General features: G+C 66.5%; 16 protein-coding genes. 14 read left to right on the forward strand and 2 right to left on the reverse strand.

The annotated features are described in order from the left end of the window. Window positions 1-16 precede the first annotated feature (16 nt). From rpsE to rplQ, 13 genes are all read left to right on the forward strand, one after another. The gene (rpsE, locus tag ACLFA2_RS12835; protein WP_017829196.1) at window positions 17-694 is read left to right on the forward strand and encodes a 30S ribosomal protein S5; all 678 of its coding nucleotides are present in this window, start codon (window positions 17-19) and stop codon (window positions 692-694) included. Then, window positions 694-879, forward strand: a complete 186-nt coding sequence (gene rpmD / locus ACLFA2_RS12840; RefSeq protein ID WP_017201575.1) for a 50S ribosomal protein L30 — start codon at window positions 694-696, stop codon at window positions 877-879. Before rpsE ends, rpmD begins: the two co-directional genes overlap by 1 nt. Next, window positions 879-1,514, forward strand: a complete 636-nt coding sequence (gene rplO, locus ACLFA2_RS12845; protein ID WP_021201116.1) for a 50S ribosomal protein L15 — start codon at window positions 879-881, stop codon at window positions 1,512-1,514. The genes rpmD and rplO overlap by 1 nt, the downstream gene beginning before the upstream one ends. A 183-nt stretch (window positions 1,515-1,697) precedes the next feature. Continuing rightward, complete coding sequence (gene secY / locus ACLFA2_RS12850; protein WP_021201115.1) at window positions 1,698-3,020, forward strand: preprotein translocase subunit SecY; 1,323 nt, start codon at window positions 1,698-1,700, stop codon at window positions 3,018-3,020. Next, window positions 3,017-3,622, forward strand: coding sequence for an adenylate kinase (locus ACLFA2_RS12855; protein ID WP_021201114.1), 606 nt, complete (start codon window positions 3,017-3,019; stop codon window positions 3,620-3,622). The genes secY and ACLFA2_RS12855 overlap by 4 nt, the downstream gene beginning before the upstream one ends. 1 nt (window position 3,623) lies before the next feature. Next, the gene (map, locus tag ACLFA2_RS12860; protein ID WP_021201113.1) at window positions 3,624-4,475 is read left to right on the forward strand and encodes a type I methionyl aminopeptidase; all 852 of its coding nucleotides are present in this window, start codon (window positions 3,624-3,626) and stop codon (window positions 4,473-4,475) included. Continuing rightward, window positions 4,475-5,143 (forward strand): DsbA family protein, encoded by a 669-nt coding sequence (locus ACLFA2_RS12865; protein ID WP_021201112.1) that lies wholly within the window; start codon window positions 4,475-4,477, stop codon window positions 5,141-5,143. The genes map and ACLFA2_RS12865 overlap by 1 nt, the downstream gene beginning before the upstream one ends. Before the next feature lie 164 nt (window positions 5,144-5,307). Further along, window positions 5,308-5,529, forward strand: a complete 222-nt coding sequence (gene infA, locus ACLFA2_RS12870; RefSeq protein WP_017201569.1) for a translation initiation factor IF-1 — start codon at window positions 5,308-5,310, stop codon at window positions 5,527-5,529. Between the two features lie 64 nt (window positions 5,530-5,593). Further along, entirely contained in the window at window positions 5,594-5,710 is a 117-nt protein-coding gene (gene rpmJ, locus ACLFA2_RS12875) for a 50S ribosomal protein L36 (RefSeq protein WP_005050492.1), read from the forward strand. A gap of 178 nt (window positions 5,711-5,888) precedes the next feature. Continuing rightward, entirely contained in the window at window positions 5,889-6,263 is a 375-nt protein-coding gene (gene rpsM, locus ACLFA2_RS12880; RefSeq protein WP_017201568.1) for a 30S ribosomal protein S13, read from the forward strand. 31 nt (window positions 6,264-6,294) lie between these two features. Then, window positions 6,295-6,693, forward strand: coding sequence for a 30S ribosomal protein S11 (gene rpsK, locus ACLFA2_RS12885; protein WP_017829189.1), 399 nt, complete (start codon window positions 6,295-6,297; stop codon window positions 6,691-6,693). A gap of 134 nt (window positions 6,694-6,827) precedes the next feature. Continuing rightward, a complete protein-coding gene (locus ACLFA2_RS12890; RefSeq protein ID WP_021201111.1) occupies window positions 6,828-7,817 on the forward strand; it encodes a DNA-directed RNA polymerase subunit alpha in 990 nt (329 codons plus the stop codon). A gap of 33 nt (window positions 7,818-7,850) precedes the next feature. Next, the gene (rplQ, locus tag ACLFA2_RS12895; protein WP_426621423.1) at window positions 7,851-8,408 is read left to right on the forward strand and encodes a 50S ribosomal protein L17; all 558 of its coding nucleotides are present in this window, start codon (window positions 7,851-7,853) and stop codon (window positions 8,406-8,408) included. Window positions 8,409-8,479: 71 nt separating this feature from the next. On the opposite strand, the gene ACLFA2_RS12900 is transcribed toward rplQ, so the two are convergent. Both ACLFA2_RS12900 and ACLFA2_RS12905 read right to left on the reverse strand, forming a co-directional pair. Continuing rightward, on the reverse strand, window positions 8,480-10,054 hold the full coding sequence (locus ACLFA2_RS12900; RefSeq protein ID WP_426621424.1) for an AMP-binding protein: 1,575 nt from the start codon (window positions 10,052-10,054) through the stop codon (window positions 8,480-8,482). 91 nt (window positions 10,055-10,145) lie between these two features. Beyond that, window positions 10,146-11,366 (reverse strand): PAS domain-containing protein, encoded by a 1,221-nt coding sequence (locus tag ACLFA2_RS12905; RefSeq protein WP_021201108.1) that lies wholly within the window; start codon window positions 11,364-11,366, stop codon window positions 10,146-10,148. A 163-nt stretch (window positions 11,367-11,529) separates the two neighbouring features. Between ACLFA2_RS12905 and ACLFA2_RS12910 the strand changes: the two genes are divergently transcribed. Continuing rightward, window positions 11,530-12,549 (forward strand): Bug family tripartite tricarboxylate transporter substrate binding protein, encoded by a 1,020-nt coding sequence (locus ACLFA2_RS12910; RefSeq protein WP_021201107.1) that lies wholly within the window; start codon window positions 11,530-11,532, stop codon window positions 12,547-12,549.

Genomic DNA, 12,549 nt, shown 5'->3' on the forward strand with positions numbered 1-12,549 from the left:
CAACAAGGAGAACGAAGTGACCGAAGCGGCTGCTGCCACTTCCGAGACGGCTGCCGGCACCACGCAGGCTGAGCCGGCTCGCGATTCGCGTGATGGCCGCCGCGGCGGTCGTGACCGCAACCAGGGTGGCGGCCGTGACCGCAACTCCCGTGACCGTGGCGACAACCAGTTCCTGGAGCGCGTCGTCACCATCAACCGCGTCTCGAAGGTCGTGAAGGGTGGTCGTCGCTTCAGCTTCACCGCCCTCGTGGTCGTCGGTGACGGCAACGGTCTGGTCGGCGTCGGCTACGGCAAGGCCCGCGAGGTCCCTCTGGCGATCTCGAAGGGTGTCGAAGAGGCCAAGCGCAACTTCTTCCGCGTTCCGCGCGTCGGCAGCACCATCCCGCACCCCGTGCAGGGTGAGGCGGCCGCTGGTGTGGTCCTGCTCCGTCCGGCCGCTGCCGGTACCGGTGTCATCGCCGGTGGTCCGGTCCGCGCCGTGCTCGAGTGCGCCGGTATCCACGACGTGCTGTCGAAGTCGCTCGGCTCGTCGAACACGATCAACATCGTGCACGCGACGGTCACCGCCCTGAAGCAGCTCGAGGAGCCTCGTGCGGTCGCCGCGCGTCGTGGCCTCGAGTTCGACCAGGTCGCCCCTGCGCGCCTCGTGCGCGCCGAGGCCGAGGCCATCGCCGCACAGAAGGTAGGTGCCTGATGGCCGCGCGACTGAAGGTCACGCAGATCAAGTCCAAGGTGAGCGAGAAGCAGAACCAGCGTGACACGCTGCGCAGCCTCGGTCTGAAGCGGATCGGTGACACCACCGTCCGCCCCGACGACGCGCAGACGCGCGGTTACGTCAAGACCGTCGCCCACCTCGTCAAGGTTGAGGAGATCGACTAATGGCTGAGAAGAACGAGGCCGTCGAGGCTGAGAAGGCCACGAAGAAGGCTGCAGCTCCCAAGGCTGCCGCCGAGAAGAAGCCGGCCGCGAAGAAGGCTCCGGCCAAGACCGCTGCCGCTGACGCCAAGGCTGAGGGCGCTGCCAAGAAGCCGGCCGCCAAGAAGGCCGCGCCGAAGAAGGATGCTCCGGCGTCCCGCCCCGGCGTGCTGAAGGTGCACCACCTGCGTCCCGTCCCCGGATCCAACACCGCCAAGACCCGCGTCGGCCGTGGTGAGGGCTCCAAGGGTAAGACCGCTGGTCGTGGAACCAAGGGCACCAAGGCGCGCAACACCGTTCGCGTCGGCTTCGAGGGTGGGCAGATGCCGCTCCACATGCGCACCCCGAAGCTGCGCGGGTTCAAGAACCCGTTCCGCGTGGAGTACCAGGTCGTGAACCTGGAGAAGCTCGCGGAGCTGTACCCGAAGGGTGGCGATGTCACCATCGGCGACCTGGTCGCCAAGGGTGCCGTTCGCAAGAACGAGAAGGTCAAGGTTCTCGGAAACGGCGACATCGCCGTGAAGCTCACCGTTTCGGTCGACAAGGTCTCGGGTTCTGCCGAGCAGAAGATCGTCGCGGCTGGCGGATCCGTCAAGTAACCGCTTAGCAAGAGGGGTCGGAGATTCTCCGGCCCCTCTTGTGGTTTCACACTCCGAGACCTCGCTCTGGGGCCGCATCCGGCGGGCCTGGTATCGGTGGCGAATTCCGGGAAGCCCGGTTTGCGTTACCCTGGTCTTTCAGCCGTCCTTCGGGAATCGGCAACCTTTTCAGGAGGAACGTCCTTGTTTAGCGCCATCGCGCGGATCTTCCGCACCCCCGACCTGCGTCGGAAGATCGGTTTCACACTCGCCATCGTCGCGATCTACCGGCTCGGCTCCAACGTCCCGGCGCCGTTCGTGAACTTCCCGAACGTCGAAGAGTGTCTTGCCGCCAACGCGGGCACCGATGGGCTGCTCGGACTGGTCAACCTCTTCTCCGGCGGCGCGCTGCTGCAGCTGTCGATCTTCGCGCTCGGCGTCATGCCGTACATCACCGCGACGATCATCACGCAGCTCCTGCGCGTGGTCATCCCGCACTTCGAGGCGCTGCACAAGGAAGGACAGGCCGGCCAGGCCCGTCTGACCCAGTACACGCGTTACCTCACGATCGCCCTCGCGCTGCTCCAGTCGACGACTCTCGTCACGGTGGCCCGTAGCGGCCAGCTCTTCGGCACGACCGATCTCGCGGCCTGCCAGCAGCTTCTGACGAACGATGTGTGGTGGGCGCAGCTGCTCATCATCATGGCGATGACGGCCGGTACCGGCCTGATCATGTGGTTCGCCGAGCTCGTCACCGAGCGCGGCATCGGCAACGGCATGTCGCTGCTCATCTTCACCTCGATCGCCGCCACGTTCCCCGGTGCCATGAGCCTCATCTGGCAGACCAAGGGCTTCGAGGTCTTCCTGCTGGTGCTGCTGGTCGGAATCATCGTGATGGGGCTCGTCGTGTTCGTCGAGCAATCCCAGCGACGCATCCCGGTGCAGTACGCCAAGCGCATGGTGGGTCGACGCACCTACGGTGGCACGAACACCTACATCCCGATCAAGGTGAACATGGCGGGCGTGATCCCCGTGATCTTCGCCTCGTCGCTGCTGTACATCCCGGCACTCATCGCGCAGTTCAACACCCCGCAGGACGGATCGACTCCGGCCGCCTGGGTGACCTGGATCACGACGAACTTCACGTCGGGCAACAGCCCGGTCTACATGGCCGCGTACTTCCTGCTGATCATCGGGTTCACGTACTTCTACGTGGCGATCACGTTCAACCCGGTCGAGGTCGCGGACAACATGAAGAAGTACGGCGGTTTCATCCCCGGCATCCGCGCGGGCCGCCCGACGGCCGAGTACCTCGACTACGTGCTCACCCGCATCACGCTCCCCGGCTCCCTGTACCTCGGTCTGATCGCGCTCATCCCGCTCATCGCTCTGGCCACCGTCGGCGCCAACCAGAACTTCCCGTTCGGCGGCGCCTCGATCCTCATCATCGTCGGTGTGGGTCTCGAGACGGTCAAGCAGATCGACGCGCAGCTGCAGCAGCGACACTATGAAGGGCTCCTCCGATGACAGCATCCGCACGTCTTCTCATCGTCGGCCCGCAGGGCTCCGGCAAGGGCACGCAGGGCGTGCGCATCGCCGAGTCCTACGGCATCCCGGTCGTCTCGACCGGCGACATCTTCCGGGCGAACATCAAGGAGGGGACGCCCCTCGGGCAGCAGGTCACCGCGATCCTCGACAAGGGCGACCTCGTTCCGGACGAGCTGACGAGCGAGATCGTGCGCGACCGCCTGTCACAGGAGGATGCCGCTCACGGCTTCCTGCTCGACGGCTACCCGCGCAACACCGCGCAGGTCGCCCACCTCGAGTCGTTCCTCGCCGAACGGGGACAGGCGCTCGACGCCGTCATCCTCCTCGACGTGCCGCGCGAGGAGAGTCTGGAGCGTCTGACGCTCCGTGCGACCGAGCAGGGACGCTCCGACGACACCCCGGAGGCCATCGGCCACCGCCTCGACATCTACGAGCGCGAGACCGCCCCGATCCTCGAGGTCTACGGGGCCAAGGGCATCGTCGACCGTATCGACGGCGTCGGCTCCCTCGACGAGATCACCGAGCGCATCGCCGAGGCCCTGGCCGCGCGCGGTCTGCGTCTCGCGGCCTCCGCCTCCTGAGATGTTCCGCCGGTCGATCTACAAGACCCCGGCTCAGCTGCGAGCCATGGTGGAGCCCGGCCTCATCACGGCGGCGGCACTGGATGCCGTCCGCCCGCTGATCAAGGCCGGTGTGACGACGCTCGAGCTCGACACGGTGGCGAACCGCACGATCCTCGCCCGCGGCGCCGAGTCGAATTTCCAGCTGGTGCGCGGCTATCACCACACCACCTGCATCTCGGTGAACGAGCAGGTCGTGCACGGGATCCCGGGGGAGCGGGTGCTCCAGCCGGGTGACATCGTGTCGGTCGACTGCGGTGCGCAGTTCCAGGGGTGGAACGGCGACAGCGCCATCACCGTGGTCGTGCCCGACCCGGAGCGCCCCGAGGTGGTCGCCCGTCGCGAGGAGCTCTCCCGCGTGACCGAGGGGTCCATGTGGGCGGGAATCGCCGCCATGGCCTCGGTCTCGTCCATCGACGAGATCGGTGCGGCCATCCAGGACTACATCGAGGCTCAGGGACCGTCAGCGGTCTCCGGCGAGCCATACGGCATCCTGCGCGAATACGTCGGACACGGCATCGGTCGCAAGATGCACGAAGCCCCCAGCGTCTTCAACTACCGCACACCCGACCGCGGTGAAGACGTGAAGCCCGGCCTCGTGCTCGCGATCGAGCCGATGGTCACCGCCGGTGGGGAGGCGACCTTCATCGAGGAGGACGACTGGACCGTCACCACGGTGGACGGCACAGACGGCTCCCATTGGGAACATAGCGTCGCCCTGCATGATGGGGGTATCTGGGTGCTGACTGCGCCCGATGGTGGAAGAGCCGGACTCGCCCCGTTCGGGGTCGAGCCTCGAGAGATCGGAAAGTAATGGCAGCGGCGAAGAGCAACACCAACTGGTTCGCGATCGGCGTCTCCATCGCCGTCGTCGTGGTGCTGGTGGCGATCGGTGGACTCGTGGTGTTCCTCAACAACCAGGCGACCTCGCCCGGCGCGGCGCCGAAGGCCAACGACACCTTCAACTCCGAGACCGGTGCGGTCTCGTTCGGCGACGGTGAAGACACCATCGCGGTGTTCGTCGACTTCCAGTGCCCGGTCTGCAAGACCTTCGAGGACCAGTTCGGTGCTCAGCTCGAAGCCGCGGCTGCCGACGGCCGCATCACGCTCGAGTACCACCCGATCGCGATCCTCGACCGTTTCTCGCAGGGCACCGAGTACTCCTCGCGGTCGGCAGGTGCCGCGTTCTGCGTCGCCGAGTCGAACCCTGACCTGTACCTCGACTTCGCCAAGACGCTCTTCGAGAACCAGCCCGAGGAGAACTCGACCGGTCTGACGAACGACCAGCTGGCCGGCTTCGCGACACAGGTCGGTGCGGACGACGCGGTCTCGTGCATCACCGACGAGACGTACCGCAAGTTCGGTGCGGCGCAGGCGAAGTCCCACGAGATCGCCGGCACGCCGACGGTGGACATCAACGGCACGCGCCTCAACCTGCAGGACCAGGCCGACCTGAAGAAGTTCACCGACCTGATCAGCTGAACCGGCGGCTTCCCGGCCCTGGCCGTCAAGTTGCCGGATGGCTCCGGAGCGTCTAACATAGATCTTTGGTGCTTTGTGCCTTGATTCGGCGTGTCCGGCGGTGCAGCACCACAAACCAATCACCCACCGCAGATCGACCGATCTGCAGAAGCGTCAGCGAGGCTATGGCTAAGAAAGACGGTGTCATCGAGATCGAGGGCGTGATCTCCGAGGCTCTGCCCAACGCGATGTTCCGCGTTGAGCTCAGCAACGGACACAAGGTCCTTGCAACGATCTCCGGCAAGATGCGGCAGAACTACATCCGTATCATCCCCGAGGACCGTGTGGTCGTGGAGCTCAGCCCCTACGACCTGACCCGCGGCCGTATCGTCTACCGCTACCGCTGATCGGTCGAGAAGTAACGGCCTGCCCCTGCCCGGGGCGGTACGAAGACAGCGAACAGGAAACATCATGAAGGTCAACCCCAGCGTCAAGCCCATCTGCGATCACTGCAAGGTGATCCGCCGTCACGGCCGCGTCATGGTGATCTGCAAGAGCAACCCGCGTCACAAGCAGCGCCAGGGCTGAGTCCCTGGCGGGCCCGCCGGTCTGATCGACGGGCCCGCGCTGCGCGGCATCGCTCACGCACATCTCACAACTGAAAACACAACGGCAGGATCAGAACTCGCGGAAGCGGGGGACACCTCGGGGCGGAGGCCCGGGCACCGATCCTGTTCCATACCTCCACAACACCCAGGAGAACCGCATGGCACGTCTTGCCGGCGTTGACATCCCGCGCGACAAGCGCGTGGTGATCGCCCTTACCTACATCTACGGCGTCGGCCGTACCCGCTCGGTCGAGATCCTCAAGGCGACGGACATCGACGAGAGCATCCGCGTGAAGGACCTCAGCGACGACCAGCTGATCGCCCTCCGCGACCACATCGAAGGCAACTACAAGGTGGAGGGTGACCTGCGCCGCGAGGTTGCAGCAGACATCCGCCGCAAGGTCGAGATCGGCTCCTACGAGGGCATCCGCCACCGTCGTGGTCTCCCGGTCCGTGGTCAGCGCACCAAGACCAACGCCCGTACCCGCAAGGGCCCGAAGCGCACCGTCGCAGGCAAGAAGAAGGCCCGCTAAGCGCGGCCCCAGGGACTAGGAGAACACTTTCATGGCTGCACCCAAGGCCGCCGCGCGCAAGCCGCGCCGCAAGGAAAAGAAGAACATCGCGCTGGGCCAGGCCCACATCAAGTCGACGTTCAACAACACGATCGTCTCGATCACCGACCCGTCCGGCGCCGTCATCGCCTGGGCATCGTCGGGTGGCGTGGGCTTCAAGGGCTCCCGCAAGTCGACCCCGTACGCCGCAGGCATGGCCGCCGAGTCGGCTGCCCGCCAGGCTGCGGAGCACGGCGTCAAGAAGGTCGACGTCCTCGTGAAGGGTCCGGGCTCCGGCCGCGAGACCGCGATCCGCTCGCTGCAGGCCGCCGGGCTCGAGGTGGGTTCGATCCAGGACGTCACCCCGCAGGCGCACAACGGCTGCCGTCCGCCGAAGCGTCGCCGCGTCTGATTCGCGTGTCGAGCCGCTCGGTCCCTTCGTGGTCTGAGCGGCTCGACGCCCGCGTGCGGGCATCGACTTCCACAACTCAAAACCTCACCCCACCACATGTCATATAGCGGGCATGTGATCGAAAGGAACACAGAGTGCTTATTGCACAGCGTCCCACACTGACCGAGGAAAAGATCGTCGAGAACCGTAGCCGGTTCATCATCGAGCCTCTGGAGCCCGGCTTCGGTTACACGATCGGCAACGCGCTGCGTCGCAGCCTGCTGTCGTCGATCCCCGGTGCTGCTGTCACCAGCGTTCGCATCGACGGCGTGCTGCACGAGTTCAGCACCATCCCCGGCGTGAAGGAGGATGTCACCGAGATCATCCTCAACATCAAGCAGCTCGTCGTCTCGTCGGAGCGTGATGAGCCCATCACCGCGTACCTGCGCAAGACCGGTGCGGGCGAAGTCACCGCCGCTGACATCTCGGCTCCGGCCGGTGTCGAGGTGCAGAACCCCGAGCTCGTCATCGCGACGCTGAACGACACCGCGAAGTTCGAGCTCGAGCTCACCATCGAGCGTGGCCGTGGCTACGTCTCGGCGACGCAGAACCGCAACGAGTACGCCGAGGCCGGTCAGATCCCGATCGACTCGATCTACTCGCCGGTCCTCAAGGTCAGCTACCGCGTCGACGCGACCCGTGCCGGGGAGCGCACCGACTTCGACAAGCTCGTCCTCGACGTCGAGACCAAGTCGGCCATCAGCCCCCGCGACGCCGTCGCTTCGGCTGCGAAGACGCTCACCGAGCTGTTCGGTCTCGCCCGCGAGCTGAACGTCGAGGCCGAGGGCATCGAGATCGGCCCGGCGCCGGTGGAGGCAGTGAACTCCAGCGAGCTGTCGATGCCGATCGAGGACCTCGACCTGTCGGTCCGCTCGTACAACTGCCTGAAGCGTGAGGGCATCAACACCGTTTCTGAGCTCGTCGCCCTGTCGGAGACGCAGCTCATGAACATCCGCAATTTCGGCCAGAAGTCGGTCGACGAGGTGCGCGACAAGCTCATCTCGCTCGGTCTGTCGCTCAAGGATTCGGTGCCCGGTTTCGACGGCGCCCACTTCTACGGCGGCAGCGAAGACGAGTCCTTCTGATACCCGACCTTTCTGACCAGGAGTTAGACGATTATGCCCAAGCCCACTAAGGGTCCCCGCCTCGGAGGCGGCCCCGCACACGAGCGCCTGATGCTTGCCAACCTCGCGGCGGCGCTCTACACCCACAAGTCGATCAAGACGACCGAGACCAAGGCCAAGCGCCTTCGTCCGCTCGCCGAGCGTCTGATCACCTTCGCCAAGCGTGGCGACCTGCACGCGCGTCGTCGCGTGCTGTCGGTCATCGGTGACAAGGAAGTCGTGCACGTCCTGTTCTCCGAGATCGCGCCGCTCGTCGCTGACCGTGAGGGCGGCTACACCCGCATCACGAAGGTCGGCAACCGCAAGGGCGACAACGCGCCTATGGCCGTGATCGAGCTCGTCCTCGAGCCCGTCACCCCGAAGGCGAAGTCGACCAAGAAGGCTGCTGCTCCGAAGGCCGAGAAGGCCGAGAAGCCGGCTGAGGTCGTCGAGGAGGCTCCCGCTGAGGAGGCTCCCGCCGACGAGACCGTCGAGGCCGGCGCCGAGTCGCAGGCCGAGGGCGAAGCAGCCGAGGCTGCCGCCGCGGACGCTGTCGAGAAGAAGTCCGAGTAAGTACTTCGCTCACGAAGAAGCCCGCCACCCCGAAAGGGATGGCGGGCTTCTTCGTGTACCCGGTGACGTCGTCAGCGGGTACGCAGATCCTTGCGCAGGATCTTCCCCGAGCTCGACTTGGGGATCACATCGATGAACTCCACCTGGCGTACCTTCTCGTGCGGCGCGACATGCGAGGCGACGTGGGCCATGACCGCCTCGGCATCGAGTTCGGCTTCCGGCTGGCGTACGACGAAGGCCTTGGGCACCTCCTGGCCGTCCTCATCGAGTGCGCCGATCACGGCGGCATCCGCGATGGAGGGATGCTCGAGCAGCACGGCTTCCAGCACGGCCGGAGCCACCTGGTAGCCCTTGTACTTGATGAGTTCCTTGAGCCGGTCGACGCTACGGTAGATGCCCTCATCGGTGACGGTGGCGACATCACCGGTGTGCAGCCAGCCGTCGGCATCGAGCATCTCTGCCGTGGCGTCCGGGCGGTTGAGGTAGCCGACCATGACCTGCGGTCCCCGCACCCACAGTTCGCCGGGCTCGCTCGCGCCCTCTGCCGGCACTGTGACGTCTTCGCCCGAATCGGGATCGACGAGCCGTGCTTCGGTGTTCGGGACGAGCGTCCCGATGGTCGAGCGGTCGATGTCGGTGCGCGCCTCGGAGATGAGGTTGACCGCGGGGCTGGTCTCGGTCATGCCGTACCCCTGGGTCACGATGCACCCCAAGCGGTTAGCCACCGCCGAGGCCAGGGCGCCGTCGAGAGGCGCGGCGCCGGAGAAGATCACCTTCACGGCGGAGAGGTCGTACTGGTCGACGATCGGATGCTTCGCGAGCGCGACTGCGATCGGGGGAGCGACGAACACCCAGGTGGTGCGGTGATCGGCGATGATGCGCAGGAACTCGGGGAGGTCGAACTTCGGCATCGTGACGAGCCCGGCCCGTTGACGCAGCGCGAAGTTCAGCAGCACCGTCATGCCGTAGATGTGGAAGAAGGGCAGGACGGCGAGCACCCGGTCACTGGCATCGACGCCGAGGACCGGACGGCACTGCGACACGTTGGCCACCAGGTTGCGGTGCGTGAGCATGACGCCCTTCGGGCGGCCGGTCGTTCCCGAGGAGTAGGGGAGGACGGCGAGATGGGTCGCCGGGTCGAATGTCACGTCCGGTGCGGGGTGCCCTTCGCTGAGCAGCGCGGGGAGGGACGGGTGGCCCTCGGCGCCATCGAGAACGATCACGTGGTCGGCGTCGAACCCGAGCTTGTCCGCGGCGGCCTGTGCGCCGGGAAGCAGAGGGGAGACCGTCACGAGCCAGGCCGCTCCGGCGTCGGTGAGCTGGTTCGCGATCTCGTCGGCGGTGTAGAGGGAGTTGATGGTGGTGGCCGTCGCCCCCGCGCGGAGGATGCCGTGGAAAACGGTGGCGAAGGCCGGGATGTTCGGACAGAGGACGCCGACAGTGGTGCCCACCCCGACTCCGCGTGCCGCGAGGGCGCCGGCGAAAAGGTCGATCTGTCCGACGAGCTGCCGGTAGGTGGTGGTTGCCCCGCTCATCCCGTCGACGAGGGCGATGGTGTCGAGTTCGGCTTCGGAGAGATCGCCGAACAGGAACTCGTGGATGGAGACCTCGGGGATCTCCACATCGGGATAGGTACTGCGAACCATGAGATCTCCTTCGATCCGGGCAGGCTGACGACGACGTCGAATGCGATCCAGTGTCGCACACAATGGCACTGCGTCCCAGGGGTGACGGGCTTCAGACGGCGTCGTTCGACCGGTAGCGGGTACTCGGGCGGCCCTTGGTCGAGTAGTCGAGTGTGCGGGTCGCTCGGCCGGAGCCGGCGAGATGCTCGAGGTAGCGGCGGGCGCTGACGCGCGAGATCTCGAGGTCGTCGCCGATCTCGGTCGCCGAAGCGTCGGGGCGCGCAGCGAGAGCTGCGCAGACACGATCGAGCGTCTCGGCGCTCAGTCCCTTGGGGAGCCCGAGTCGCTGTCGGAACGCGATGATCGCATCCGCGGCCTCGACCCGTCGCACCACGTCATGCAACTCGGTGTGATCGCGCAACAGCAGCGTCGCTCCGATGCCTTCGCCGTCTGCCTCGCTTCCGGTGCTGCGGGCGACGAGCACGTGCGCCCCGACGATCACCGGCCGGCCGGCGGACTCGCCCTCCCGGAGCACCGTGGCGAGCTCTGTGCCCAGGACCTCGGCGGCGGGTTCGCCATCGAGATCGGCGGCATCCCTGTCGAGGAATCGGGCGGCGGCGTCGTTGACGAGCGTGATCCGCCCGGTGCCGTCGACCGTGATGACCCCTTCGCTCAGACCGTGCAGCGTGGTCTCCTGGTTCTTCACGAGAGCGGCGATCTGGTGGGGTTCGAGACGGTAGATGCGCCGCCGGATGATGGAGGTCACCCACGCCGAGCCGAACACCCCGAGAACAGCAGCCGCCAGCATCGCCGAGATCAGCCAGACGAGATTGGCCGAGAACTCCTCGTTGAGCTCCGACTCGAGAATCCCGACGGATGCGGTGCCGATAACGTCGCCCTCATCGTCACGGATGGGCACCTTGACCCGCCACGACGTGCCGAGCGTGCCGGTCTGCGTGCCGACGTAGATCTCGCCGGCGAGAGGGATCGACGGGTCGGTGGAGACCTTCTCGCCGATGCGCTCCGGATTCGGGTGCGAGTAGCGGATGCCGTCTTCGTTGGCGACGACGACGTAGGCGAGATCGGAGGCCTCGCGGATGACCTCGGCGATCGGCTGGATGGCTGCGGAGGGCTCGGCATCGTCGAACGCCGCGTGCACCGTCGGGAGCGCGGCGATCGACTGGGCCACGGCCTGCATCCGGTCCTTGTACGCCTCGCGGAGAGCCTGCTCCTGGAACGCGCCGGCCACGATGCCGGTCGCCAGGGTCACCAGGAACACGATCAGCGCCTGCAGCACGAGCAACTGCACGCGGAGCGTCATCTTCGAGGCCACCTGCTCATTCTGGCCCTTCGGCGAGTGCGGTGCGAGCGGGCGGGAGAGCCGCTCGTGACCAATAGTTCCGAAACTCCGACCAATGGTTTCCGAAGCTGGAGCAGGCGCAGCTCCCGCTCCAGGGTGGAGCCACAGCACCACGAACGCTCAAGGAGGAGCGCACATGAAGAATGCACGCATCGCAACCCTGGCCGGGCTGGCCGCGGTCGCAGCCCTCACACTCACCTCGTGCGCGGGAGGCAGCGCAGCGACCGACGACGGTGGAGGGGAAGCAGAGACCGCCACCGTCACCGACGTCTCGATCGTGGTCCCGGCGGATCCCGGTGGGGGATGGGATCAGACGGGCCGGGCGCTGTCGCAGGTGCTCACGCAGGACGACCTCGTGGCCTCCGCCCCGGTGACCAACGTGGGCGGTGCCGGTGGCACGGTCGGCCTCGCCCAGCTCGCCAACGAGAAGGACCCGAACACGCTGATGGTGATGGGCCTGGTCATGGTCGGAGCGGTCGAGACCAACGCCTCGGCCGTGCGGATCGAGGACACCACACCGATCGCCCGGCTCACCGACGAACCGCTCGTCGTGGTGGTGCCGGCCGACTCGAAGTACGACACGCTCGAAGACCTCGTCGAAGACGTCGTCGACAACGGCCAGGCGGTCACGATCACCGGCGGCTCGGCGGGCGGCGCCGACCACATCCTCGCCGGTCTCATGCTCGAGGAAGCAGGACTCGACGGGGCCGAGATCGCCGAGAAGCTGAACTACACGCCGAACTCCGGCGGCGGCGAGGCCGTTCCGCTGCTGATCGGCGGCAAGGTCGCCGCGGGCATCTCGGGCGTCGGCGAGTTCGCGCAGCACATCGAGAGCGGCGCGCTCAAGGCTCTGGCTGTCTCGAGCGAGGAGCCGGTGTCTCAGCTCCCGGATGTCCCGACCATCACCGAGGAGGGGTACGACGTGGTCCTGACCAACTGGCGCGGCGTGATCGCCCCCGGTGGCATCTCCGACGGCGAGAAGGACGAGCTGGTGCGCGTGATCACCGAGCTGCACGAATCCGAGGCGTGGACGGAGCAGCTGGAGACCAAGGGGTGGACCGACGCGTTCCTGGTCGGCGCGGAGTTCGATGACTTCCTCACCGGGAACATCGAAGAGGTCACGGCGACGCTGAAGAACATCGGTCTGGTGCAGTGA

The sequence above is a fragment of the Microbacterium sp. As-52 genome (genome assembly GCF_049949185.1).
GTDB classification, from domain to species: Bacteria; Actinomycetota; Actinomycetes; order Actinomycetales; family Microbacteriaceae; genus Microbacterium; species Microbacterium maritypicum_A.